This is a genomic window from Microbacterium sp. (assembly GCF_052099035.1).
Lineage (GTDB): Bacteria > Actinomycetota > Actinomycetes > Actinomycetales > Microbacteriaceae > Microbacterium.
The window spans coordinates 60,943-85,059 of sequence record NZ_JBQDSX010000010.1; the positions used below are offsets into that span (position 1 = coordinate 60,943).

A 24,117-nucleotide genomic window follows, 5' to 3' on the forward strand; every position below is an offset into this window, starting at 1 on the left:
ATCACACCCCCGCGGGTGCGCCGCTGATGACCTCTCCCCCGACGTCGACGAACGAGCGGATGCCGCCGGCGAGGTAGCGGGCGTCGATCCCCCGTTCCCGCAGTTCGCGGACGGCACGACGCGCACGCGGGTCTCGTTCGCAGTAGATGATGAGCTCGCCATCGGCCTCCGGCGAGCGCCCGCTCTCGATATCGCCGACAGGAAGGTGGATGCTGCCAGGAATGCGGCGCTGTGCGACCTCATCGCTCTCGCGCACGTCGACCAGCGTGGGCGTCTCCCCCGCGCGTAGCCGCGCGAGAAGCTCCGCAGCGGAGACAGCCGTGCCATCGTCGGATACGCCGCAGAACAGCTCGTAGTCGATGAGCTCGGTCACGGGAACAGCATCCGCGGGGCGTGCGTATCGGATCTCACGCGTTCCCGCGCTCAGCGCGTCATAGACGAGGATGCGTCCGATCAGCGGATCGCCGATGCCGGTGATGAGCTTGATCGTCTCGGTTGCGAGGAACGACCCGACCGCCGGGCAGAGGCTCGGCAGCACTCCGCCGATCTCGCAGGAGAGCGCCTCTTCGGGCGGCGGGGGCGTGGGGAACAGATCGCGATACGTCGGCCCCTGCCCTTCCCACGAAACTCCGACCTGCCCTTGGAACCGCAGAATAGAGCCCCAGACCAGCGGTTTTCCTGCCAAAGCCGCGGCGTCGCTCACGAGATAGCGGGTCGGGAAGTTGTCGCTGCCGTCGATCACGAGGTCGTAGTCCGCAAGGATCTCGGGGAGGTTGGCGGCGCTCAGACGCACATCGTGAGTGATCACGTGACAGTCGGGGTCGATGGCGCGCACCGTGTCCGCCAGGGAATCGGTCTTGCGCGATCCGATGTCTGCGACGCCATGGCTGAGCTGGCGGTGCAGGTTCGACAGCTCGACGATGTCGTCATCGGCGACGCCGATGGTGCCGATGCCGGCAGCCGCGAGCACGGGGACGACAGCGCTGCCCAGTCCCCCGGCGCCCACGACGAGCACGCGTGCCGCTCGCAGTCGCCGCTGGGCGGACTCGCCGAACCCCGGCAGCATCAGCTGACGGCTGTAGCGCTCCAGGCGCTCGGGCTCCAGTGCGGCACCCGGTTCAACGAGCGGGATCATGGGTTCAGTGTACCCACCCCGAAACCGAGCGAATCCGTCTGGTGAGAGAGATATTTCACTATATGGAGTGCGCGCACCCCTGGGTTAGGATCGTGATCATGGCAGACGTGACCGTACGATACTTCGCGGCTGCGGCCGAGGCCGCCGGTCGCGAGCAGGAGCTGATCGCGTTCGATTCCGCCCCGACGGTGGGCGATGTGCACGACCGCCTGCTCGCATCGTACGGACAGCCGATGGCACGTGTGCTGCGCTCGGGATCGTTCCTCGTCGATGGCACAGTGAGCCGCGACCATGCGAAACCCGCTGGACTCTCGATCGACGTCCTGCCGCAGTTCGCCGGGGGATGAGCGTGCGCACGCCCGCCGATCACGCGCTCGAGATCGCCGAGCTGCTGCGCCCACTGCGCACCCGTCTCTGCGACCCTCGTCACGCCGACCGCGTGCCGCTCTCCGAAGCTCTCGGCCGGCTGCTCGCCGAGGACGTCGCCAGTCCCGGCTCGGTGCCGCCGTTCGCGAACTCGCAGATGGACGGCTATGCGGTCCGCAGCGCGGATGTGCACGCAGCATCCGCCGTCTCACCCGTGACGCTTCCCGTCGGCGCGACCAGCGCCGCGGGCGATCCGATCCGCACTCACGTCCCGGGCACGGCTTCCCCCGTGATGACCGGGGCGCCGATCCCGAACGGGGCGGATGCCGTCATCCCGATCGAGCTCGCCGATCCGCCGCATTTCGCGGGAATCGGTGCCGACCGTCGCGATGCGGAGCCCGGCACGACCGTCTCGTTCGCAGCCCCCGTGAATGCGGGCACCTTCGTGCGTCCGGCCGGTGCCGACCTCGCTCGAGGCGCCGTCATCCTGCGCACCGCGACGCGCCTGGGTCCGGTCGGCCTGGGTTCGCTGGCTGCAGCCGGGGTCGCCGAGGTTCCGGTGCGCCCGCGTCCCAGGGTGCTGCTGCTGTCCACCGGTGACGAGTTGCGCGCACCGGGGGAGCCTCTGGCCCCCGGACAGATCCATGATGCGAACACGACGTCGCTGACGGCTGCGCTGCGTGAGTCGGGCGCCGTCGTCGTGCACGCGTCCGTGCCGGATGCTGCCTCTGCTGTCCTCGAGGAGATCGCACGGCATCCGGACATCGATGTCGTCGTCACAGCCGGAGGAGTGAGCGCGGGAGCCTTCGAAGTGGTCCGCGATGCGCTCGAGGATGCCGGCGTCACGTTCGAGCCGATCGCCATGCAGCCGGGTGGGCCGCAGGGCTTCGGCGCCGTCCGCAGCGAGAGCGGTCGCAGCATCCCGATCGTCGCCTTCCCCGGCAATCCGGTGTCGGCGCTGCTCTCGTTCGAGATGTTCCTGCGCCCGCTGCTGCGCGAACTCGTCGGTCTTGCGCCGATGCGTGAGATCACGCATGCACCGCTCGCGCATGCGATCACGTCGCCTCGCGCCAAGCATCAGGTGCGCCGTGGCACGCTGCGCGCGGACGGTACGGTCGAGGTGGGAGCGCCGGGCTCGCACCTGCTGCACGACTACGCGCGTGCGACGGTGCTGGCGCATATTCCGATCGGTGTGGATGCCCTCGCCGAGGGTGCCGAAGTGGAGATCTGGAGGATCGATGACTGACCTGACCCACCTGCGGGCCGATGGCTCGGCGCATATGGTCGATGTCACCGACAAGGCCGTCACGCGGCGCGAAGCACGTGCCCAGGCCGTGCTCGTCACTACCACCGATGTCGTCTCGCGCATCGCCGACGGTTCGCTGCCGAAGGGCGAGGCGCTCGGCACTGCGCGTCTGGCCGGAATCATGGGCGCCAAGCAGACGTCGACGCTCATTCCGCTGTGCCATCCGTTGCCGCTGACGAAGCTCGCCGTCGACCTCGAGCCCTCCGGTGACCGCGTAACTATCACCGCCACTGCCGTCACCAATGGCGTCACCGGCGTAGAGATGGAAGCCCTGACCGCCGCGAACATCGCCGCCCTCACGCTCTACGACATGATCAAGGCCGTCGACAACCACGCCGTCATCACCGACGTGAAGGTGCTGGCGAAGTCGGGCGGCAAGAGCGGCGACTGGTCGATCGAATGAGCCGCAGCGCCCGCGTCCTCGTCGTCTCCACGCGGGCGGCGGGCGGGCAGTACTCCGATCGCACCGGTCCCGTCATTCGCGACTGGCTGGTGGAACGCGGGTTCGAGACACCGGATCCGATCGTCGCGCCCGATGCCGAGGTCGCTTCCGCTCTGCGGCGTGTGCTGGCCGAGCATCCCGATGTTCTGCTGACGACAGGGGGCACGGGAGTCTCGCCGGATGACCGCACGCCCGAGGCGACGCTCGCCGTGCTGGATGCCGAGCTGCCCGGTCTCTCGGAAGAGCTGCGCCGTCGCGGTGCCGAGAAGACACCGAGCGCGCTGCTGTCCCGCGGGCGTGCCGGCGTGGCAGGGCGCACGGTCGTGATGAATCTCCCCGGGTCCACCGGGGGAGTGCGCGACGGCCTCGAGGTGCTGGGCGGCGTGCTCGATCACCTGCTCGACCAGCTCGCCGGTGGCGATCACTGATTTCCCCTTCCGCCGAGCCCCCCTCGGGTCGTCGACGCCCCTCCTGAGATACGTAATCCAGAGGGGGCGTGGACAGCGCGAGGGGGCGTCGGCGGGTCAGGACAGCGAGGTGAGCCAGTTATCCAGGAGGTGGTGGCCGTGCTGGGTGAGGATGCTCTCGGGATGGAACTGCACCCCGACGATCGGCAGCTCGCGATGCGCGATCGCCATGACGGTCCCGGATGCCGTGCGCGCAGTGACCGCAAGCTCGGGAGGCAGCTCGCCTTCGGCGAGCGCGAGGGAGTGGTAGCGGCCGACGTCGAGGGGCGAGGGGATGCCGTCGAACAGACCAGTCCCGTCGTGTTCGATGGTGGAGACCATGCCGTGCATGAGCTCCGGTGCCTCTGACACGTCAGTGCCGAACGCTGTACCGATCGACTGATGCCCGAGGCAGACGCCGAGCAGCGGCATCCGCGTCTCGGCGCACAGCGTGACGATATCGACCGAAGCTCCGGCATCCCGCGGACGTCCGGGACCGGGGGAGAGCAGCACGCCGTCGTATCGGGGGAGGAGGGCGGCAAAGCCGGCCGCGTCCGCAGCATCCGCCTCGATCATGTCGATGCGCGCGCCGAGCTCGCGGAGGTAGCCGACGAGCGTGTGCACGAAGCTGTCGTGGTTGTCGACGACGAGCACGCGTGCGTTCACTCCAGGTCGACCTCGTCCGGCGTGATGAGCGGACTCACCCACGGGAACACGTAGAAGAACAGCCCGTAGAGGATCGCGGCGATGACGACGAGCAGGATCAGCACGCGCAGCCACCACGGGCCGGGAAGAATGCGCCACAGCGCTGCGTACATGTCAGTGCTCCTAGAGGGACGGGGGTGCGATCTCGGCGACGGGCTCGAGGGAGGCGGGTGGACCCTCAGCGCGGGGCTGGAATCCTTCGAAGACGGCGTAGCCGACGATGCGCTCGGCGAGGGAGTACAGAGGCGAACATGCCGTGAGAGTCATATATCGCTCTCCGGTGGCGGCACCAGGCACCTGCGGGACATCGAGCAGCACGTCGACCTGGTCGGGCGTGACATATTCAAGGGTGCGGAAGCGGTAGGTGTACCAGCCCTCCGGGGTCTCCACGACGATGGCGTCGTTGATGCGCAGCTTGTCCATGCGGTTCAGCGGTGCGCCCCAGGTGGTGCGGTGGCCGGCCATGGAGAAATTGCCGACCTGACCCGGCATCACGGATTGGTCGTAGACGCCGATCCATCCGTTGTCGAGTGTCATCGGACGCGTCGTGCCGCCGGCGAGCGCGACGTTGTAGTCCTGGCCGAACCGAGGGATCAGCATCTGCGCGAACTTCATGCCCGCTTCGGGGTGCGCGAGCACCGGCGGCTCGTACCAGGTGTCGCCATCCTCCTCGGTGACGGCGGGGGGCGGCTCGGGTACCGGGAGCTCGGCCCACTCCTGAGAGACGGCCTGGCCCTCGCTGTTGCTCTGTGCACCGATGATCATGTCGCCGATCCACATCTGCCACGAGACGAACAGCAGAACGAGCACGCCGGCGGTCAACAGCAGCTCACCCAGCACGCTCGTGAACGTCGCCCGCGATCGTCGACGCCTGCGGCGAGCGCGCCGAGTCGGCTGCGAGGCGGATGCAGTCATAGGCGCGATCATATCCGGCGAAGTTTGCAACCAACCGACGAAGCGGGAAGAACCGACGGTCATGGGTAGAATGGCGGCATGGCACGTGACCGCAAGAATGAAGAACCCGTCGTCGAGCGGGCTGAGGGCGAAGCCGCCCCCAACGCCGTCTGGTTCAAGCCCGTCATGCTCGGGTTCATGCTGCTGGGGCTCGCGTGGATCCTCGTGTTCTACATCTCGGGCATGCAGTTCCCGGTTCCCGGCATCGGCTCGTGGAACCTCGCCATCGGCCTGGGCATCGCGCTCGTCGGCTTCCTGATGACGACGCGCTGGCGATAAGCGCGCACTGACTTATTCGAAATGCCTCTCGCTCCGGCGAGGGGCATTTTTCGTGGATGCTGGGGCTGCGCCTGACTAGGCTCGGAACATGTCCGAGACCGAAAACAACCCGCTGCTGCCCGCCGCGTACGACGTCGTATGGTCAGTTGCTGTTCTCGGGGCGTTGCTTCTCCTGGTGATCGCGCTGGTCTCACTCTCTCGGACCGCGAAGCGCATCACATCGTTTCACGCGCTGATCTGGACGCTCGCGGCGATCTTCATCCCGTATGTCGGGCCCCTCTCGTGGCTGTTCATCGGTCGTCGCGCTGCGAATGCTCCGCGCGAGACGAGGTCGGCTCAGAATCACACAGGAAGCTCGACGCTGGCTTCCTGATTTCCGCCGCACTGTTCGGTGCCGTCGATCCGCACCCAGTCGACGGGCACATATCCCTCGTCGATGATTGAGCTCGAAGCATCCGTCAGTCGATAACCCATCATCGCCTTGCCACCGAGAATGAAATGGGCTGTCCACCCCTCCGCACTCGATCCGTTCAGATCGCTCAGGCTCGTCTGTCCCGGCGTGCTCGGCAGGGCGGGGGAGCAGCTCTCGCCATCGCACACCTCGAGCGTCAGCCCCGGCTGCGGAGTCTTCAACGTGATCGTCGCGGTGCTTCCGTACCCGATCGCCGGGCAGGCCTCTACAGTCGCCCCGCAACCCGTCAGCGCAACCGAGCCGAGGAGCATCATGCTCACCGTCGCCACCACGCTCCTGCGCATGCAGTCATGCTAGGTCATCCCGTCACGGACAGCCGGATGCCGTAAAGCATGCGCCTCTGGGAGACTCATCGAATGGCATCCGACCAGCGTGTGACCTTGGTCCCCAGTGAGCACGAGCATTGGGCACGGATGGCCGGCGAGATGGCTGTGCTGCTCTCGTCGTATCTGCCCGCCGCCACGATCGAGCACATCGGTTCCACCGCAGTCCCCGGATTGCCCGCCAAGCCCGTCGTCGATCTCGCCGTCGGCATGGATGCTGGGGGAGTCGAGCGCTCCGCGCACGAGCTGGCACGACGAGGGTTCGATCTTGAGGGAGAAAGGGCCGGGCATGCGTGGCTGAGCTGGCCGGATCGATCGGACCGCACATTCGTCATCCACGTCTTCGAATTTCAGGGTGTCGAGTGGAAGAGGCGACTGCGCTTTCGTGACATCCTCGTCTCCGACGCGGAGAGCCGTGCGAAGTACCTGGCTGTAAAGCAGACGGCGGCTGCCACAGCGACGGGCTGGGGCGACTACACCCGAGCGAAGGCTGCTGTCGTCTTCAGCATCCTGGACGAGATTGGACCAATATAGGTGACGAAACGAGCCGCACAGTCATCGCAGATGTCTGTCGAATTCCCAACCCAGAAGGGATCGATCGCACGGAATATGTCGAGCTCGGGGGCGTCCAGCAGTTCGTCTCGATTCGAGGTCAGAGCACGTCGAACCCGGTGCTCATCGTGTGTGCCGCATATTTGTCCGCCCCGGCAAACCTGTCGCCGTACTACAGCGACGACGAGCTGGAGCTGATCGGCGCGGGACAGCAGTCATCCATGTCTAAGCTGCTCCCCCAAGTGCTCGGCTTCGATGCACGGGAGCGGACCAGGCTCGAAGTGCCGATCGTCCTCTTCCTCGGACGCCACGATTGGACGACCGCGACACCACCTGTCGAGCGCTGGATTGAACGGGTGACGGCACCCTCGAAGGACATCGTCTGGTTCGAGAACTCGGCGCACATTTGCATGCTCGACGAACCGGGGAAGTTCCTCGTGAGTCTCGTGAACCTGGCCCTGCCGCACGCGAGGGTCGCGTAGTAGCTACTTCGTCTGGTTCGGATGCTTGGCGTGCACCTGCTCGAGGAATACTGTCTGACCTTCTACGAAGAACCAGATGCGAGCGTCCCCTTGAGCGGTCGGTTTGTGTTGCCAACGCACGTAGCTCTTCCCGGCCCGAGTGATCGTGCCGAGTTCTTCACCCTTCAGCGGGTAGTTCGTTGGAGTACGCTCGGTCGGCGTCCGGGTCAGGAAGTCCCACGAGTCTGCAAGTGGCCCGCGAATTGTCGCCGCCAGATCCCGCCATCCTCTCTGCCCACCCACTGAAGCAAAGCAGAGGAGATACTCCGACTTCTTCGTCGGTCGCTGAACATGGTCGACCTTGGGCACGATCAGGGACGCTCAACCGGCGTCTGGAAGTCGATCCACTCGATCGAGGATCCCGCGAGACCCGCGGCAATCGCAGTCGCCGTCTCACGCCAGGAAGTCAGCTCCGCCACAGCGATGTGTGCCTGACCGGTGGAGAAGGATGCTCTCGCCGCGTCAATGAGATTCTGCGCGCAACTTGCCTGGTCTGCATCAGAAAGCGCAAGCATCCACTCGAACTTTCGAGCCATTCGTGATGCGAGCGTGCCTTGATCATCGAGTGTGACAGTGATGAGGTCGGCTGCGAACTGAAGAAGCAGAGCGCGCGCGTCCGCCTCGCGTTGTGACATCAGCACGAGCGTCTCACCATCGCGCCGCGTGACCTGCACCGGATGTTCCTCGGCCTCAGCAAACACGTCGGCGGAGTGCTTGCTCAGATCGGATGAGCGACGAGTCGTCGTACGGACGTCGTTGAGGAGAGTCATTGTCTCATCTTATTCGGAACGTATTCGGAAGTCTAGTTATCCACAGTTCTATCCACAGCCTGGGGAGAATTACACCGTTGTTATTCACAGGGGTGGACAACCCTGTTAACAACTCCTGATCTGGCGGTTAAGCCAGGATGATCAGCGGAGGCACGAAGGCGACGACGACGAGCAGCACGACCGTCACCGCCACGAGCAGGACGATCTGCCACGCGCGCTGGGACCGTTTTCGGGTCCGAGTGAGGATGTACGCGACGAGGGCGCCCACGACAGCGCCGCCGAGGTGCGCCTGCCAGGCGATCCCGCCGACGAAGAAACCGAAGGCGAAGTTGATGCCGAGCACGATGAGGATGCCGGTGACGTTGGCGCCGATGTGGCGTCCGATGATCAAGAGCGCCGCCATCAGGCCGAAGATCGCACCCGATGCGCCGACCGTCGCTGTATTCGGGGCGATGAGCGCGACCGCCACCGAGCCGCCGAGACCGCTGATCAGATACAGCGCGAGGTAGCGGGCGCGGCCGAGCATGGGCTCGAGACTCTGCCCCAGCATCCACAGGGCGAGCATGTTGAGCGCGAGATGAATGAATCCGCCGTGCACGAACAGCGCCGTGAGCAGCCGCCAGGACTCGAAAGGCATTCCGGAAAGGCTGGGGTACAGGTAGCCGGCGTGAAACAGGAGGGCACCGGTGATCTGATCGCCGAGACCCGGGATGAGCTGCACCAGCCCGATGAACGACGTGATCGCGAGAAGCACGTACGTGACGACGGGCTTGCCGCCGCGCGCAGCGATCGCGACGGGACCGGCGGAGCGGCGTCCCCACTGGCGCTGGGCCCGCTTCTGCGCGGGAGTGCGGTTCTGCTGCTGTTCTTTCATGCACTCCGGGCAGATGACGCCGACAGCCGCCTGCGTCTGGCACTCAGGGCAGATCGTGCGCATGCAGCGCTGGCAGAGCACGAAGCTCTGCCGATCCGGATGGCGATAGCAGTAATTGTCGCGATTGCTCGCGAACTCAGAAGACGTCATCCGGATCGGCCAGTGCTGCGCGGGTCAGACCGCGGCGATGTCGACCGACTGCAGGACGACGTCCTCGACGGGACGGTCTCCGCCACCGGTGCGCACTGCGGCGATCTCGTCGACGACCTTCTTCGAGGCGTCATCGGCGACCTCACCGAAGATCGTGTGCTTGCCCTGCAGCCACGGCGTCGGGTCGGTGGTGATGAAGAACTGCGAGCCGTTCGTGCCCTCGGCCTTGCCGGTGATCGCGTTGCGGCGCAGGCCCGCGTTGGCCATGGCGAGGATGTAGGGCTCGTTGAAGTTGAGCTCCGCATTGATCTCGTCATCGAAGTTGTAGCCAGGACCACCGACGCCCTGACCGAGCGGGTCGCCGCCCTGGATCATGAAGTTCGGGATGATGCGGTGGAAGATGACGTCCTTGTAGAGCGGACCCTCGCCGGGCTTTCCGGTGGCGGGGTGGGTCCAGTCCTGAGTTCCATCGGAGAGGCCGACGAAGTTCTTGACGGTCTTCGGAGCGTGATCGCCGAAGAGGTTGACGACGATGTCGCCGTGGTTGGTGTGCAGAGTTGCGACGTGAGAGTGCTGAGCCATGCAGGTATTCTCTCAGAGCATTCGTATGAGATGGCCGATTCTCTCCCTCTACCCAGACTCGTCTGGCAAGATAGTGAACCCGTACTCCAAGTCGACAGGAGAACAACCGTGAGCCTGACCCGCAAGCGCAAGAAAGAACTGCGCCGTCTGCAGAACGACGCCACCGATCTCTGGGAGCACCAGCAGGAGCTCGTCGGCCACGCCGCTGGAATCGCTCGTGAAGCTGGCCGCCAGCTCGGCAACGCCGGTCGCGAGCAGGTTTTCCCGGTCGTCCAGGATGCGTACAAGCGCAACGTCGCCCCGACCGTTGACCGCGGCATCAAGATCGGCCGCCACGTCGTGGACGACAAGGTCGTTCCGCTCGTCGGCGGCGTCGTCGGCAGCGCACTGTCGGCATGGGATGTCGCCAACGCGAAGCGTCAGGGGCTGACGGTCTCCAACGGCCGCATCGTCAAGAAGAAGCAGGGCCCCGGCCTCGGTTCGATCGTCGCGATCGTCCTCGGTGCCGCAGCTGCCGCTGGCGTGCTCTACGCCGCTTGGCAGGCACTGCGCGCAGACGACGAGCTCTGGGTCGCCGACGACCCGCTCGCAGCACCCGACGCGTGAGTCTCGACCGGGTTCGGGATGCCGCGGCCGCCCGTGGTCTCGACATCGAGATCCGCGAGCGACCGAACGCAGGCAGCCTCCATGAGGCTGCGGAGCTGCTCGGCATCCCGGCATCCGGCATCGTCAAGACCCTCGTGGTCAAGCGCCGCGACGACACATATCTGTTTGCGCTGGTTCCCGGCGGACGCTCGATCTCGTGGCCAAAGCTCCGCACCCTCGTCGGCGTGAACAAGCTGCGCCTGCCTGAGCCCGAACTCGCACTGGCCGCCACCGGATTCGAACGCGGCACCATCGTTCCCATCGGCAGCACGACGGACTGGCCGATCTACGCCGACGAGTCGCTGGTCGGACAGCGCATCGCGATGGGCGCAGGAGCCCACGGATACAGCCTGTTCGTGGATGCTGACGCGCTGATCGCCGCCTACGGCGCGACGGTCGCCGACATCTCCGTGCCGGAGTAACCGCTTCCGCCCCTTCGACAGGCTCAGGGATCGAGGTGCGTCAGATCACGCCGCCCTTGCGCAGGGCGATGTCGACGAGCTTCACCCTCTGTAGCTTCGCGACTTCTGGCACCGGGAACCATCCGGCCATGTCGGTGGAGCCGTCCTTCTCGAAGCGAAGCTTGCCGCCGGTGATCTCCGCACGATAGATGACACGCAACGTGTGCAGCGGAGCATCCGATTCAGGCGACCGGCGGCCCGCCGGGATCACACGCGAGTGGATGCCGAGCAGCTCAAGCACCTTCGCCGAGTACCCGGTTTCCTCGCGGACTTCACGACGCACCGCGTCATCGGGATCCTCGCCGGGCTCAAGGCCCCCGCCCGGCATCGTCCATGCGATGCGGCGACCACCCGTCCAGCGCGCGAGCAGCACCCTGCTCTCATCATCGGTGATGACGGCATATGCTGCGACGCGCAAATCCATGGACTCACTGTACTTGTACGCCGACCAAGTACGCGGCGAGAGGAGAGCGAGCGAGCTCAGCGCCCGATCGCGTCCAGCGCCTTCTCGAGCCGCGCGACCGTTCCGTCGACGTCAGCGAGCTTGTCGAGCCCGAACAGACCGAGGCGGAATGTCGAGAATCCAGCCGGCTCGTCGCAGTGCAGCGGAACGCCGGCCGCGACCTGAATGCCCTGTTCCTTGAACGCCGTGCCCGACTTCAACGCGGGATCATCGGTGTGCACGACGACGACGCCCGGCGCCGCATAGTCGGATGCCGCGACCGACGGCAGTCCGCGTGCGGCCAGGAGTTCCCGCACCCGCGTCCCGAGTTCGATCTGGGCATCGCGAAGACGAGAGAAGCCGCGATCACGCGTCTCGATCATCGCTGCGAGGTTCCGCAGGAGCGAGTCGGTCGGCATCGTCGCATGGTACGCGGCGCGTCCTGCTCGGTACTCGTCGGCGATCGACAGCCACTTCGCCAGGTCCATCGCGAAGCTCGTCGAAGTCCGGCTGGTGACGGCATCCCGCCCCGTCTCACTGAGCATCACGTAACCGGCGCCGGGCGTCCCGCTCCAGCCCTTCTGCGGTGCGCTGAGCAGCACGTCGACACCGAGCGCGGCCATGTCGACCCACATGGCACCCGAGGCGATGCAGTCCAGCACCAGCAGACCGCCGACCTCGTGCGTGGCATCGGCGAGCGCACGAATGTAGTCATCCGGCAGGATCATGCCTGCCGCGGTCTCGACATGCGGCGCGAAGACGACTTCGGGCTGACGGGCTCGGATCGCCGCGACCACGTCGTCGATGGGAGCAGGCGACCATGCCGCCTGCACATCGTCGCTGTCCGGGCGCGCCGTCAGTACCGTGACGTCGTCGCTGATGCCGCCGGCATCCAGAATCTGCGACCAGCGGAACGAGAACAGGCCGTTGCGGACGACCAGCGCGCGCCTACCTGTCGCCAGCTGACGGGCAACGGACTCCATCGCGTAGGTGCCGCCGCCGGGGACGATCACAGAGGTATGCGCGTTATATGCCTCTTCGAGAATGCTGAGGATTTGCGGCATCGCCTCGACGAATCGAGCGGACATGTGGTTGAGCGAACGATCAGTGAAGACCACCGAGTATTCGAGCAGTCCACCGGGATCGACGTCATCGTGCGGAAGTTCGGTCATGCGCCCAGCATCCCATATTGTCCGATCCTCTCATTGAGGGAATTGATAGAAGGTGAGACGAATGCCCCAACGCGATCGTTACCAAACGTCGCGATTTCGCGCCGGAGCTACTGAATTCTGCCCTGTCGACTTGCCTCATCTTCCTTCTGAAGCCGGGCACGGTCATCCCTGAGACCATCGCGCACCCCCTTGCGGACGGCGCCATAGACGGAATAGGTCAACACTCCGATCGCCACGACAGTGAGGGCGAGAGATGAAAGCGGGTCCATAAGTTGTCCTCCAAGTTTCGGTCGACTTTACGCCGTCGTTTCGCCCGCTGGGGAGCCCCCCGTTCCCGCTCGAAGGGAAAAGCCAATTGCTAACTTGTCAGGTCAGCTTCTGGACGGCTTCGCCGCGTAGTGGTGGCCGAGTGTATCCGCGCCTGGTGACCTCTAGGCGCGCGGACAGGACAACTCGGATGAGATTCTGCCAAGCCGAATGAGACGAAGGACAACTTGAGCGAGAATCTGCCAACTCGAGTGAGACTGGAAGCCTACAAACGCAGTGGATTTGAGGTCGCGCGGAGGGCATGACACTGTGGAGAGGATGCTTCTTCTCTCCATGTGCGCCCCGATCCGGGATGGTGACACACTCTGACTTCCGCCGGCTCGACTGAGCCGAGAAGGTCACCGCACGCTGCGCATATCGATGCGCGGTCGGGTAGGGCGAGCCTGATTCGCCCGCCACGCATCGATGAGGGAATCGACCTCTGGCGCATTGCCCGCGACTCGCAGACCCTCGATCTGAACTCGTCGTACGCCTACGTTCTATACGCTCGCGACTTCGCGTCGACCTGCCGGATCGCTCTCGTCGACGAGCATCCGGCCGGGTTCGTGCTCGGGTATCGGCGCCCCGCCGACCCGTCCTGCCTGTTCGTCTGGCAGGTCGCCGTCGATGAGAAGTTCCGCGGTCTGGGCCTTGCCGGGCGAATGCTCGACTCGCTGGTTCACAACTCCGGTGAGCCCCCCGTCCGAACCCTGCAGACGACCATCACCGACGACAACGCCGCCTCGCAGCAGACGTTCCGCAGCCTCGCCAAGCGCTGGGGCAATGCTCCGATGACCGTCACCCCACTTTTCGAGACCGCGCACCTGAGCCTCGCCGGGCCGGATGCCGATCTCCACGATCCTGAACGGCTGTATGAAATCGGTCCGCCGATGTAGCCGTCGCCATCCGCCCGACACAGGGCGGCGTGCACTCCCCGCACGACAACCACAAGGAGGAGAACCCCACCAAAATGAATATCTTCACACAGCTGGAATCCGAAGTCCGCAGCTACTCGCGCTCCTGGCCGGTCGTGTTCGACCGTGCTGTCGGCAGCGTGATGTACGACGAGTCGGGTGCCGAGTACCTGGACTTCTTCTCCGGTGCCGGCGCGCTGAACTACGGGCACAACAATCCCGAGCTGAAGAAGGTCCTCATCGACTATCTGGCCGATGACCGTGTCATGCACTCGCTCGACATGTTCACCACGGCCCGCCGTGACTTCCTCGAGGCATTCGACGAGGTGCTCCTGAAGCCTCGCGATCTCGACTACAAGCTCGTCTTCCCCGGCCCGGGAGGTGCGAACGCCGTCGAGGCCGCACTGAAACTTGCTCGCAAGGTCACCGGACGCGAATCGGTCATCAACTTCACGAATGCCTTCCACGGCATGACTCTCGGTGCTCTGTCCGTCACCGGTAACTCGCTCAAGCGCGGCGGGGCGGGCGTACCGCTCGTCCATGCGACGCCGATGCCCTTCGACGACTACTTCGACGGCGACTACCCGGACTTCTTCTACTTCGAGCGACTGCTGGAGGACTCCGGCAGCGGACTGAACCTCCCGGCCGCCGTGATCGTCGAGACGGTCCAGGGCGAGGGCGGCATCAACGCCGCGCGCGCGGAGTGGCTGCGGCAGCTCGCCGCTCTCTGCAAGAAGTACGAGATGCTGCTCATCATCGACGACGTCCAGATGGGCTGCGGCCGCACCGGTGAGTTCTTCAGCTTCGAAGAGGCCGGCATCGTCCCCGACATCGTCTGCCTGTCGAAGTCGATCAGCGGTTACGGCATCCCGATGGCGCTGACCCTCATCAAGCCGGAACTCGACATCTGGCAGCCCGGCGAGCACAACGGCACGTTCCGCGGTATCGGCCCGGCATTCGTGACGGGCGCTGCGGCGCTCCGCCGCTACTGGTCCGATGACGCGCTGCGCGACTCGACGATCACCAAGGGCGCACGCGTCGAAGGCTGGTTCAACACGATCGCCGCGCGCTACCGGCAGCACGAGCTGTTCGCAAAGGGTCGCGGGCTGGCGCGCGGGCTGCAGTTCCCTTCGGGCGAGCTGGCGGATGCCGTCTGCAAGGCCGCCTTCGAACGCGGACTGCTCATGGAGACATCCGGACCCGAGGGCGAGGTCATGAAGATCCTTCCCGCCCTCACCATCACGGATGCTGAACTCGACAAGGGTCTTCGAATCATCGACGAGTCTGTCCGCGCGGTACTCGGCGAACCGGATCCGGATGCTGCGGCACACGCCGACCTGCACATCGAAGACAAGGAGAACACCCCCGCATGATCGTCCGCACACTCGACGAGATCACCGACACCGACGCCGACATCAAGACCGAGAACTGGCGCAGCAAGCGCATCGTGCTCGCGAAGGAGGGCGTGGGCTTCTCCGTGCACGAGACCACGCTCTATGCGGGCACCGTGAACCAGTTCTGGTACGCCAACCACATCGAAGCCGTCTTCGTCGTCGAAGGCGAGGGAGAGATCACCGAGCTCGACAACGGCACGACGCACCAGCTCGCCCCGGGCTCGCTGTACCTGCTGAACGACCACGACAAGCACGAGGTGCGCCCGCGCACCGAGATGCGTGTCGTGTGCGTGTTCAACCCGCCCGTCACCGGGCGCGAGGTGCACGACGAGAACGGCGTGTACCCGCTGGTCACCGAGCCCGCCTGAGCCACGGTTGTGGCGGGCCCGCGGCATCCACACATCGCACAATCCGCACGAGAGACAGGAGAACGAAGCATGACAACGACAACGACCGCAGAGGACCTGTTCCCGACGCGGCTGGCGACTCCGACTGACTTCATCGAACGCACTCAGCCCGCAGTATGGGGCGAGGTCGGCGATGGCCCGTTCACGGCATCCGAACTGGAGGCTCACGAGCGACGCGGCTATACGGTGCTCGACGACTTCATCACCGCCGACGACGTCGCGCTGTACACGCGCGAGCTCGACCGACTCGCCGGCGACCCCGCGCTGAAGGATGACCCGCGGATGATCACCGAGCGCACCACCGGCACAGTGCGCTCGGTGTTCGAGGTCGAGAAGCTGAGCTCAGCGCTCGAGGCTCTCGCCCGCGATCCGAAGGTGCTCGGCCGCGCGCGGCAGATCGTCGGGTCGGACGTGTACCTGCACCAGACCCGCATCAACTACATGCCGAGCTTCACCGGCACCGGGTTCTACTGGCACTCGGACTTCGAGACGTGGCACGCCGAAGACGGGATGCCGGTGCCGCGGGCGGTGAGCCTGTCGATCGCCCTGACCGACAACTACCCGTTCAACGGCGGGCTCATGGTGATGCCCGGCTCGCACCGCACGTTCGTGCCGGCCGTGGGGGAGACCCCCGACAACAACCATGAGCAGTCGCTGCAGGCGCAGGAGGCCGGCGTGCCCAGTCACGCCGCAATCACCGCCATGGCCGAGAAGTACGGCATCGACCAGTTCACGGGAGCTGCGGGATCCGCGCTGTGGTTCGACTCGAACATCATGCACGGATCGGGCAACAACATCACGCCGTACGCCCGGTCGAACGTCTTCATGGTGTTCAACAGCGTCGACAACGCGCTTGTAGAGCCATTCGCCGCGAAGTCAGCCCGCCCCGAGCACATCGCGAGCCGCGACTTCACTCCGCTGGGCTGAACCAGCCCAGCATCCACCGCCCGCATCCACCCGTCGGCGCCCCCCATCGTCATCCGGGCCCCCGGCTATTCACGTGAATAACCGGGGGCCTGGGCGATAACCGGGGGCGCCGACGTCATGTGACGGGGCGGGCCGGGGTGACGCGCCACACCGGGGCGACGCGCCACGCCGGGGTGACGCGCCACGCCGGGCGTGCCCACCTCACTGCATGCGGTACTTCCGGCGGTGGCGGAACAGCACCCCGCCTGCGGCCAGGAGCACCAGCATCATGAGCAGCAGCGCGATCGGAGCCGCGGCACCCGTGGTCGCCAGCCCTCCACCGACCGACGCCGCAGCCTCCACCGTCAAGGTCGCCTGCGCCTCGAGTCCGGACGACGACCCGGTCGCCACGACCGAGTGCGAACCCGGATCGATTACGGCGGGAACGGTGACCTGGATCCGGAAGAACCCAGACGCATCGGCGGTCGCCGTCGCAAGATTCACCGGGTCGGAGTGCAGGTCTATGACGACCTCTTCACCCGAGGCGAATCCACGACCGGTGACGTCGAGCGTGCCACCCTGGACCACGTTCGACGCCGACAGCTCCACCTCGGCGTCGAGCACCGGGGCGCTGCGCACCTCGTACGTGACCGGCTCCGAAGACGACGCGGCAAAGGAGTCCGCATCATCCGGCACGAAGCGTGCGATCACGGTGTGCTCGCCGGAGGTGGCGAAGCGAACGTCTGCCATCGCCGTGCCACCGGAGGCGGGCGCCGAACCGATGACGGCGTCACCCTCGACGAACTCGACCTGACCGGTCGCCTCCTCAGGCGTCACCGTCGCAGTGAGCGTGAACTGCTCGTTCACGACGGGAGCCACAGCGCCCTGCTCGAGGGTGACCGTGGTGCGCTCCGCACCGGTCTGGGGGCCGACGATGATGAGAGCAGCACTCACCTCCACGTTGGACACCTCGCCCAGCGCCGTGATCGGATACTCGCCGTCGACGGCATCCTCCGGCACCGTGAACGCTGCGCTGATCACGCCGTCCCCCGAGGCATCCACGGTGCTGGTCTCATCACCGAATCGCACCTGAATGCTCTCGTCCGGAGCGAAACCGTCACCGTCGACCGTCACCTCATCGCCCGGTGCGGCCTCGGCCGGCGTGACGGTGAGAGTCGGCTGGTACGCCGGCTCCGGGTCGGTCACGACGATCGTGACGGATGCCGTTACCGAGCGCAGACCGTCATCAACCGTGACGAGCACCTCGTACTCCCCCGCGGCAGCGTAGCTGTGCTCATCGACCACAGCACCGTCCACAAGTTCGGGGCGGGTGACGGGCATGCCGTCGCCCCAGTTCACGACTGCGGTCGCATCGGCGATGTTCACGCCGCCCGTCGCGGTGGCGAGAGTCTCCTCGAAAGCGACTCCCGTCGTCTGGCCTTCGACCTCAGCGGCCTCGAGCGCGAACGGTGTCGATGCAGCACGGTCGCCATCGGAGGCGATCGCGAACACGTGCACGCGCCCGTCGCCCAGCGAGCCCGACTCGGTCGGCATGGTGATCGACTCGACGACCTTCGCCGCTGCGTCGTCATCCGTCGCCAGGTCGATCGGCGCCGTCGCGTAGATCGCTGTGTTCTTCACACTCGATTCAGCGTCGATGCCGGAAAGCCGTCCCTCAGAAACCGCGAGGACCGTGTTCCCGAAGACTGGCGAGCCGGAGGCACCTACCCAGTCACCGAAGCTGATCGGCACGTTCTGCGTCGTTCCGTCGGTGAAGTGCAGCACCGCTTCCGGCTGACGTGAACTCTCCGTCGCCGTGCCGATGAACGAGATCTGCGTAGCCCCGGCACCGAGATCGAACCGGAAGCTCTGTCCGTCGCCGGTCACGTTGTCCGGCGCACCGGCCTCGACGGCTGGCAGGTCGTAGGTGAGCGCGGTGTCAGGAATGGTGAGAGTCTCACCCTGAATGAAACCATCTTCGGCGAGCTTGTCGCGGAAGTATCCGTGACCCTGCGCATCGCAGTCTGCCGCGGTGGCCTTGAGGTCGCCGATGCAGACATTGTTCAGTGCGCCGGCGAAGGTTTCGTCGCGGAACACCGTGACGTTCGTCGAAGCCGCGGCGATCGCACCGGTCGAGTCCGTCACCGTCACGGTCGCGGTGTACACACCGGACGCTGTGAAGGTGTGCGGCGCGGTGACCTGCCAGCCGCCCAGCTCGTTGCGAGTCAGGACCCCGGCGGTGGCATCCTCACCGTCGCCGTAGTCGACACTCGCTTCGTAGCCATCGGCATCGGATTCGGTGCCCACGATCGTCGCGACCGGCCCGGTGAACTCTGCATCGACCGCGACGCGCTGGTCCACGGCGCCGGTGACGGACAGGCCATCGGCGTCGCCGGCTTCAGCGAACAGCTCGATCTCGGCCAGGCTGAGCGCCGCAGCATCCGCTGCCTGCACTTCGAGTCGGAAGCTTGTGAACGCTCCGCCCGTCTCCGCCGCACTGAACGGTCTGGTCTGCGTGTCCCAGCGGAACTCTTCGTTCTCCCTCGCGTCGAGCGGAACCCAGGTCGTGCCGTCGATGGAACCCGACAGCGTCCAGCTCGTGGGCGCTGATTCCGTGGCGGTGCTCGTGAGCGTGTACTGGCTCACCGTGACCGGTCCGGACTGCGAGGTCCAGACGATGTCGGCACTGCCGCCGTCGAAGGTCGCGGACGAATTCATCGTGTCGTCGACGAGTGATCCCACCGGCGTCCCATCGGATGCCGTCGTCACACCGCGACCGGGCTTGGTCGCATCGACCAGCGTCGTGGGGACTTCCAACGTCTCGCCGAGGTCCTTCGCACCCCACGTCGACGGCTCATCGCTCATCGTGAAGTCGAGCGTGCCACCCGCGCGCAGCAGGTCGCCATCGAAGGTCGTCGCGGTGATCTCCTGGCCGTTGATGCTCGCACCGGCGACGTACTTGGCGCCGTCGGACGCACCCTTCGCGTTGATGACCAGGTCACCACCGGGAAGTGCGATCGTTGCGCTGTCGAAGAGCGGCGAGCCGATCGTGTAGTCGCCGGATCCCACCTCGAGCGGGTAGAACCCGAGGGCCGAGAACACGTACCAGGCCGAGAATTCACCGTTGTCCTCATCACCGGGGTAGCCCTGGCCGATGTCGCTTCCGACGAAGAGCCGCTGCTGGATGTCGCTGATCAATTCCTGCGCACCGGAGGGGTCTCCCGCCTCGGCGAGAACGTAGGGGATGTGATGGGCGATCTGGTTCGACATGCCCAGCATCCCGAGACGCACGTCGCGCGCCTCGCGCGCCTCGTGGATGCCGGAATGATCGGCCTTCTCGCGCTCGGTAAGGAACGCGTGCATGTTGTCGAGCAGTCCCTGCCGTCCGCCGTAGAGCGCGGCGAGACCGTCGACGTCGTGCGGTGCGTGGTACCCGAATGTCCAGGCGCTCGCCTCGGTGAAAGCACCGCCCCAGGCCTTCTTGTCGAAGTCGGCCCCCTCCGGCCAGCTGCCGTCCGTGTTGCGGGCAGTGAAGGTGCCGGCGTCGGGGTTGTACATCTCGACGTAGTGCTGTGCGCGGGCTTCGAAGTACGCAGCCTCTTCGGTGAGGTTCTGCACGCGCTCGGCCGGTGTCTCGGGGTCTTCCGCGAGCGCCTTCGCCATTTCGGCGATGCCGAAGTCGTTGATGAATCCCTCCAGGCCCCAGGACGCGCTCTCGTGCGTTCCGGCCTGCGTGTATCCGAGGAAGATCGACTCTGCCAGGCCCTTCCGGCCGACGGCGTTGGAGGTCGGGAGCACCGTGGCGTTCTTCAGCGCGGCGTCATAGGCATCCAGTGCTGTCTCGGTGTCGAGGGAGCCGGCGAGGTAGGCCTCGGCGAATGCCACGTCCGAGCTGGTACCCGTCATGAGGTCGGCGTACCCGGGCGATGACCATCGGGCGACCCAGCCGCCATCACGGTACTGCTGCACGAACCCGTCGACGAGGTCTTCGGTGACGTCGGGGTAGAGCAGTGAGTACAGCGGCCACGCCGTGCGATAGGTATCCCAGAATCCGTTGTTCACGTAGACCTTGCCGTCGACGATCTTGGCGTTCGTCTTCGTGTCGGTCGCGGATCCGGTGGTGGTGGAGACCGGGCTCGCGTACTGGTAGACCGGGTCGCCGGATGTGCCCGTGTTCTCGAACTGCGAGTTCGGGTACAGGTTCAGGCGGTAGAGGCTGGAGTACAGGGTCACGAGCTGCGTGTCCGTCGCGCCTTCGACATCGTGGACGACGCTGAGGCGATCGTTCCACGCGTCGCGCACGGCGGCGTGAGCGTCGTCGAACGACACCCCTTCGAGCTCGAGATCATGGTTCTTCTGCGCCTGATCCTGCGAGATGAACGACGATGAGATGCGCAGCTCGACGGTCTTGTCCGACGAGGTGTCGAAGGCTGCGAATCGTGCCGAGCCGTTGCGGTTGCCCTGGGTGGTCGCCCCAGAATTGCCGGCGTCCGCATCGAAGGTGCCGTAGACGAACATGCGTGTGCGGCCCGGGTACCCGGATCCGCCATCAACCCACCCCGAGACGGTGCTTCCGTTGACCGTCAGCTTCGACGAGTCGATGAGCTGGTCGATGAGCACGGAGCTCTCGTCGCCCGTGAAGGTGAATCGGTAGATCGCACCGTGGTCGGTCGCGGTGACCTCGGTCTCGATGCCGTTGTCGAACTCGACGCTGTAGATGTCGGGCCGCGCGGTCTCGTTCTCGCGGTGGAAGGTCAGACGTCGATCGTTGAGGTTCGAGGTCGGGTTCGCATTCGCGGCCGGCAGGACGGCGAGCTGGTTGCGGTCCCCCATCCAGATGCTCGGCTCGTGCGAGAAGCCGATGCCGTTGAGCGCGGGCAGGTTGTCTGCGGTGTTGCTGCGCTGGTAGTTGTACAGCGTTCCGGCGTTATCGGCGTTGGTCATCGGGGTGATGAAGTTGAAGCCGTTGGGCCAAGCGGTCGCAGGGAGGTTGTTCCCGCGAGAGAAACCGCCGGTTGAATTCGTGCCGCGGCGCGTGTCGACGTAGCTCACAAGGCCATCACCGGTGTCGCGCGGCGTCGCGGCGGAGATGTCGATGTCATCGATCCAGCCGGAGAAGGTGGTCGCCGCGGTGGGAACCTCGATGTTGGTGACGCCGTCACCCGGGTGGTCGTAGACGAAGAGGATGTCGGTGATCGTCTTGTCTGCGGATGCGCCCAGGTCGACGGTGACCTTGTTCCACTGGTCGGGCCACAGCACATTCGCCTTGCCCTGCTCCCGTGCCGTCGCGGAATAGCCGTAGCTGTCGGTTGCCCCGCTCGTGGAGAGCGAGCTGCCATCGCTGAAGCTCAGATCGACGGCGACGAAGGTGGAGGCGTACGTCTGCTCAGCATCGAGCTCGGGGAAGACCAGGTACGAGAGCTGGGTGTCGGCCTCGACGGCGATGTCGACGTCCTCGTAGAGAACGCTCGAGGATGTTGCGGCACCCGCGTCGAGATGACGGCCCGAGTACTGCAGCGCCTGCACGCCGGTGAAGCCGACGCCCGTCTTCGCCGTGCTCGAGCTCTTCGGGCCGGAACCGATCGCGAGTGCGACGTCGGACGGCTGGGCGCCGGCGCTGTCATCGCCGATGAGTTCCCAGCCAGCCAGCTGGATGAGGTCCTTCGACTGATTCGCGGAGATGTCCAGGCGGTAGTAGAGGTAGGCGGCGCTCTGCTCAGCGAGCGCGTAGCTCTTGGTCTCGCCGCGGCTGCCGAACGACTGACCGCTCTGGGTGTCGAGGTCGTCCCAGGTGGTTCCGTCATTGGAGCCCTGCAGACGGAAGTCCTTCGGGTCGCGCTCAGGGGCATCGCCGCCGGAGGTGAGCGTGTACCGTGACACGGATTGCGCCTCGGCGAACTCGTACTGCGCCCAGCCCGTCTTGGCGAAAGCCAGCCACTTCGACGATGCGAGTCCGTCGGCGAGATTCGCTGCGCCCTCGTTCGGAGGTTTCTCTGCGGATGCCGTGATCGCGGTGACCTGACCGAGAAGGCTGCCCGGCGCCAGGCGGTCGCCTGAGACGTTGACTGCTTCGCCCGTTCCGGTGAGTGCGGGCACAGCATCCGCTGCTTCGAACGAGGACGCGAAGGTCGCGTCGCCCGCGGCTGCTGCTGGTGTCGTCACCAGCAGGGCGCCCGTCACGGCCATCACGATGGCGGCCGCGGCACATCGCATCCGTCGCATGGGCACCGCACTCGATCGAGTCAGGACAGTCATCGTCACTCCTTATGTGAACCACTGCTTCGTGGATGTATGACATCGCTGTCATATCCTTGAGGAACCTATCACACGGCCAGTCGCCGAGAAAAGTGCCAATTGTGCAGCCGCCGCGCAGACGGCGTCGCATAATGAAGTGCCGACATGGCACGCCAAAAGGAGAGCGAATGGACGAACCCCGCTCGGATGCCGCAGTGCCGCGCCGCGCCACTCTCGCCCAGGTCGCAGAGCGCGCCGGGGTGAGTCTGAAGACCGCCTCCCGCGCCCTCGGCGGCGAGAGCTACGTCACCGAAGAGACCCGCAATCGTGTTCTCGCGGCTGCTCGCGAATTGGATTATCAGCGAAATTCCGCAGCGAGCCTGCTCGCGAGCGGACGGCTCGCGGACTCGATCGGGCTCATCATGGGGGAGTTCACCAACCCCTTCTACTCCGCGATCGCGCAGGGCATCGAGGATGAGATCCAAGGTCACGGCATCCATCTGGCGGTTGCGAACTCCCGTGAATCAGCCGAACAGGAATGGCACGTCGCTCGCGACCTGGCCGATCGGCAGACCAAGGCCCTCATCGTCGTCTCCGCGATGACCGAGCACTCTGCGTACGCGCAGTTGCAGGCACGCGGTATCCCGATCGTGTTCGTCGATCGTCCTGCCGAGCAGCTGCCCGCTGAGTCGGTCATCTTCGACAATCGCGAAGGCGGCCGGCTCGCGGCGCGCCATCTGTCCGACAGTGGTCATCGCCGGATCGCGATGATCGGCGACTACAACTGGTTGCCGACCCGTCGCGAGCGTCTCGCCGGCATGGCCGAAGTGCTCGACGTCACCGGGGACTCCGACTGGCGCGAGCTTGTGACCGCTGACGTGCACGACGCGCACCAGGCCCGCAAGCACACCGCCGATCTGCTGGCGCTGCCGGACCCGCCCACGGCGATCGTCGCGGGAAACAATCGGATCGTCCTCGGGGTGATGGAGGAGCTCTCGGCTGCGGGCCGCACAGACGACGTCGCCGTGCTCAGCTTCGATGAGTTCGAATGGGCGCGCGTGCTCGGCATCAGCGTCATCACAGGCGACGCGGTTCAGCTCGGACGGGAAGCAGCACGGCTCGCGCTGGCGCGGCTCGCCGATCGCGGTGGCACTCCAGAGCGAACGGTTCTTCCGATGCACCTCATCGCCCGCGGTTCCACCGAGCTCACTCTGCCGTAGCGGCCGGGTTCGACGCGCGGCCCGAGCATCCTCCCGCATGGGGTAGTCTTCTTCGCATGACAACCCGTTGGTATGCGTATTTCGAGTCGGCTCTGGAGGGGCCGGTGCAGAAGTAGCGCCTACCAACCTTCAGAGCCGA

27 protein-coding genes are annotated in these 24,117 nt (G+C 65.8%); 15 read left to right on the plus strand and 12 right to left on the minus strand.

The window, feature by feature from the left end; translation table 11 throughout:
- Nucleotide 1: 1 nt before the first annotated feature.
- Nucleotides 2–1,135 carry a ThiF family adenylyltransferase gene (locus ACTIAO_RS05125; RefSeq protein WP_441905189.1) on the minus strand — a complete coding sequence of 378 codons (1,134 nt, stop codon included), beginning with the start codon at nt 1,133–1,135 and terminating at the stop codon, nt 2–4.
- 98 nt (nt 1,136–1,233) lie between these two features.
- Between ACTIAO_RS05125 and ACTIAO_RS05130 the strand changes: the two genes are divergently transcribed.
- The 4 genes from ACTIAO_RS05130 to ACTIAO_RS05145 are packed head-to-tail and all read left to right on the plus strand — an operon-like array spanning nt 1,234 to nt 3,677.
- Complete coding sequence (locus tag ACTIAO_RS05130; protein WP_441905190.1) at nt 1,234–1,482, plus strand: MoaD/ThiS family protein; 249 nt, start codon at nt 1,234–1,236, stop codon at nt 1,480–1,482.
- On the plus strand, nt 1,479–2,747 hold the full coding sequence (locus ACTIAO_RS05135) for a molybdopterin molybdotransferase MoeA (RefSeq protein ID WP_441905191.1): 1,269 nt from the start codon (nt 1,479–1,481) through the stop codon (nt 2,745–2,747). The genes ACTIAO_RS05130 and ACTIAO_RS05135 overlap by 4 nt, the downstream gene beginning before the upstream one ends.
- On the plus strand, nt 2,740–3,210 hold the full coding sequence (gene moaC, locus ACTIAO_RS05140) for a cyclic pyranopterin monophosphate synthase MoaC (RefSeq protein ID WP_441905192.1): 471 nt from the start codon (nt 2,740–2,742) through the stop codon (nt 3,208–3,210). The genes ACTIAO_RS05135 and moaC overlap by 8 nt, the downstream gene beginning before the upstream one ends.
- Nucleotides 3,207–3,677: a MogA/MoaB family molybdenum cofactor biosynthesis protein gene (locus ACTIAO_RS05145; RefSeq protein ID WP_441905193.1), complete on the plus strand. Its 471-nt coding sequence runs from the start codon at nt 3,207–3,209 to the stop codon at nt 3,675–3,677. The genes moaC and ACTIAO_RS05145 overlap by 4 nt, the downstream gene beginning before the upstream one ends.
- A gap of 96 nt (nt 3,678–3,773) precedes the next feature.
- On the opposite strand, the gene ACTIAO_RS05150 is transcribed toward ACTIAO_RS05145, so the two are convergent.
- Genes ACTIAO_RS05150 through ACTIAO_RS05160 form a run of 3 tightly spaced genes read right to left on the minus strand, consistent with a single transcriptional unit; the run spans nt 3,774 to nt 5,315 of the window.
- The gene (locus ACTIAO_RS05150; protein ID WP_441905194.1) at nt 3,774–4,361 is read right to left on the minus strand and encodes an anthranilate synthase component II; all 588 of its coding nucleotides are present in this window, start codon (nt 4,359–4,361) and stop codon (nt 3,774–3,776) included.
- Nucleotides 4,358–4,513 (minus strand): hypothetical protein, encoded by a 156-nt coding sequence (locus ACTIAO_RS05155; RefSeq protein ID WP_441905195.1) that lies wholly within the window; start codon nt 4,511–4,513, stop codon nt 4,358–4,360. The genes ACTIAO_RS05150 and ACTIAO_RS05155 overlap by 4 nt, the downstream gene beginning before the upstream one ends.
- Nucleotides 4,514–4,523: 10 nt before the next feature.
- Nucleotides 4,524–5,315 carry a class E sortase gene (locus tag ACTIAO_RS05160; RefSeq protein WP_441905196.1) on the minus strand — a complete coding sequence of 264 codons (792 nt, stop codon included), beginning with the start codon at nt 5,313–5,315 and terminating at the stop codon, nt 4,524–4,526.
- Between the two features lie 78 nt (nt 5,316–5,393).
- Here ACTIAO_RS05160 and ACTIAO_RS05165 point away from each other — a divergent pair, with 78 nt between their 5' ends.
- Together ACTIAO_RS05165 and ACTIAO_RS05170 are read left to right on the plus strand one after the other, a co-directional pair.
- The gene (locus ACTIAO_RS05165; RefSeq protein WP_441905197.1) at nt 5,394–5,633 is read left to right on the plus strand and encodes a cell division protein CrgA; all 240 of its coding nucleotides are present in this window, start codon (nt 5,394–5,396) and stop codon (nt 5,631–5,633) included.
- An 88-nt stretch (nt 5,634–5,721) separates the two neighbouring features.
- Complete coding sequence (locus ACTIAO_RS05170) at nt 5,722–6,006, plus strand: PLD nuclease N-terminal domain-containing protein (RefSeq protein WP_441905198.1); 285 nt, start codon at nt 5,722–5,724, stop codon at nt 6,004–6,006.
- Here the strand turns inward: ACTIAO_RS05170 and ACTIAO_RS05175 are convergent.
- Nucleotides 5,976–6,389, minus strand: a complete 414-nt coding sequence (locus tag ACTIAO_RS05175; protein ID WP_441905199.1) for a hypothetical protein — start codon at nt 6,387–6,389, stop codon at nt 5,976–5,978. The genes ACTIAO_RS05170 and ACTIAO_RS05175 overlap by 31 nt on opposite strands.
- A gap of 72 nt (nt 6,390–6,461) precedes the next feature.
- Here ACTIAO_RS05175 and ACTIAO_RS05180 point away from each other — a divergent pair, with 72 nt between their 5' ends.
- Together ACTIAO_RS05180 and ACTIAO_RS05185 are read left to right on the plus strand one after the other, a co-directional pair.
- Nucleotides 6,462–6,962 (plus strand): GrpB family protein, encoded by a 501-nt coding sequence (locus ACTIAO_RS05180; protein ID WP_441905200.1) that lies wholly within the window; start codon nt 6,462–6,464, stop codon nt 6,960–6,962.
- 239 nt (nt 6,963–7,201) lie between these two features.
- The gene (locus ACTIAO_RS05185) at nt 7,202–7,462 is read left to right on the plus strand and encodes a hypothetical protein (RefSeq protein WP_441905201.1); all 261 of its coding nucleotides are present in this window, start codon (nt 7,202–7,204) and stop codon (nt 7,460–7,462) included.
- Between the two features lie 3 nt (nt 7,463–7,465).
- Here ACTIAO_RS05185 and ACTIAO_RS05190 read toward each other — a convergent pair whose 3' ends face one another.
- The 4 genes from ACTIAO_RS05190 to ACTIAO_RS05205 form a co-directional block, all read right to left on the minus strand.
- Nucleotides 7,466–7,810 carry a hypothetical protein gene (locus ACTIAO_RS05190; protein WP_441905202.1) on the minus strand — a complete coding sequence of 115 codons (345 nt, stop codon included), beginning with the start codon at nt 7,808–7,810 and terminating at the stop codon, nt 7,466–7,468.
- 2 nt (nt 7,811–7,812) lie between these two features.
- Entirely contained in the window at nt 7,813–8,271 is a 459-nt protein-coding gene (locus ACTIAO_RS05195; RefSeq protein WP_441905203.1) for a prevent-host-death protein, read from the minus strand.
- A 127-nt stretch (nt 8,272–8,398) separates the two neighbouring features.
- Entirely contained in the window at nt 8,399–9,295 is an 897-nt protein-coding gene (locus ACTIAO_RS05200; protein ID WP_441905204.1) for a rhomboid family intramembrane serine protease, read from the minus strand.
- 24 nt (nt 9,296–9,319) lie between these two features.
- Entirely contained in the window at nt 9,320–9,877 is a 558-nt protein-coding gene (locus ACTIAO_RS05205; RefSeq protein WP_441905205.1) for a peptidylprolyl isomerase, read from the minus strand.
- A 108-nt stretch (nt 9,878–9,985) separates the two neighbouring features.
- On the opposite strand from ACTIAO_RS05205, the gene ACTIAO_RS05210 reads away from it, so the two are divergent.
- Both ACTIAO_RS05210 and ACTIAO_RS05215 read left to right on the plus strand, forming a co-directional pair.
- On the plus strand, nt 9,986–10,483 hold the full coding sequence (locus tag ACTIAO_RS05210; protein ID WP_441905206.1) for a DNA helicase: 498 nt from the start codon (nt 9,986–9,988) through the stop codon (nt 10,481–10,483).
- A complete protein-coding gene (locus ACTIAO_RS05215) occupies nt 10,480–10,944 on the plus strand; it encodes an aminoacyl-tRNA deacylase (protein ID WP_441905207.1) in 465 nt (154 codons plus the stop codon). Before ACTIAO_RS05210 ends, ACTIAO_RS05215 begins: the two co-directional genes overlap by 4 nt.
- Nucleotides 10,945–10,984: 40 nt before the next feature.
- Here the strand turns inward: ACTIAO_RS05215 and ACTIAO_RS05220 are convergent, their stop codons facing one another.
- Both ACTIAO_RS05220 and ACTIAO_RS05225 read right to left on the minus strand, forming a co-directional pair.
- Entirely contained in the window at nt 10,985–11,407 is a 423-nt protein-coding gene (locus ACTIAO_RS05220; protein ID WP_441905208.1) for an NUDIX hydrolase, read from the minus strand.
- 56 nt (nt 11,408–11,463) lie between these two features.
- The gene (locus tag ACTIAO_RS05225; RefSeq protein ID WP_441905209.1) at nt 11,464–12,597 is read right to left on the minus strand and encodes an aminotransferase class V-fold PLP-dependent enzyme; all 1,134 of its coding nucleotides are present in this window, start codon (nt 12,595–12,597) and stop codon (nt 11,464–11,466) included.
- Between the two features lie 755 nt (nt 12,598–13,352).
- Here ACTIAO_RS05225 and ectA point away from each other — a divergent pair.
- The 4 genes from ectA to thpD all read left to right on the plus strand — a co-directional run bounded on the left by ectA (nt 13,353) and on the right by thpD (nt 16,545).
- On the plus strand, nt 13,353–13,799 hold the full coding sequence (gene ectA, locus ACTIAO_RS05230) for a diaminobutyrate acetyltransferase (RefSeq protein ID WP_441905218.1): 447 nt from the start codon (nt 13,353–13,355) through the stop codon (nt 13,797–13,799).
- A 74-nt stretch (nt 13,800–13,873) separates the two neighbouring features.
- Entirely contained in the window at nt 13,874–15,190 is a 1,317-nt protein-coding gene (gene ectB / locus ACTIAO_RS05235; protein WP_441905210.1) for a diaminobutyrate--2-oxoglutarate transaminase, read from the plus strand.
- The gene (locus ACTIAO_RS05240; RefSeq protein ID WP_441905211.1) at nt 15,187–15,579 is read left to right on the plus strand and encodes an ectoine synthase; all 393 of its coding nucleotides are present in this window, start codon (nt 15,187–15,189) and stop codon (nt 15,577–15,579) included. Before ectB ends, ACTIAO_RS05240 begins: the two co-directional genes overlap by 4 nt.
- Nucleotides 15,580–15,648: 69 nt before the next feature.
- Entirely contained in the window at nt 15,649–16,545 is an 897-nt protein-coding gene (gene thpD, locus ACTIAO_RS05245; RefSeq protein WP_441905212.1) for an ectoine hydroxylase, read from the plus strand.
- A gap of 201 nt (nt 16,546–16,746) precedes the next feature.
- On the opposite strand, the gene ACTIAO_RS05250 is transcribed toward thpD, so the two are convergent.
- On the minus strand, nt 16,747–22,779 hold the full coding sequence (locus ACTIAO_RS05250) for a GH92 family glycosyl hydrolase (protein WP_441905213.1): 6,033 nt from the start codon (nt 22,777–22,779) through the stop codon (nt 16,747–16,749).
- A gap of 167 nt (nt 22,780–22,946) precedes the next feature.
- Here ACTIAO_RS05250 and ACTIAO_RS05255 point away from each other — a divergent pair, with 167 nt between their 5' ends.
- Entirely contained in the window at nt 22,947–23,978 is a 1,032-nt protein-coding gene (locus tag ACTIAO_RS05255; protein ID WP_441905214.1) for a LacI family DNA-binding transcriptional regulator, read from the plus strand.
- The last annotated feature ends 139 nt before the right edge of the window (nt 23,979–24,117 follow it).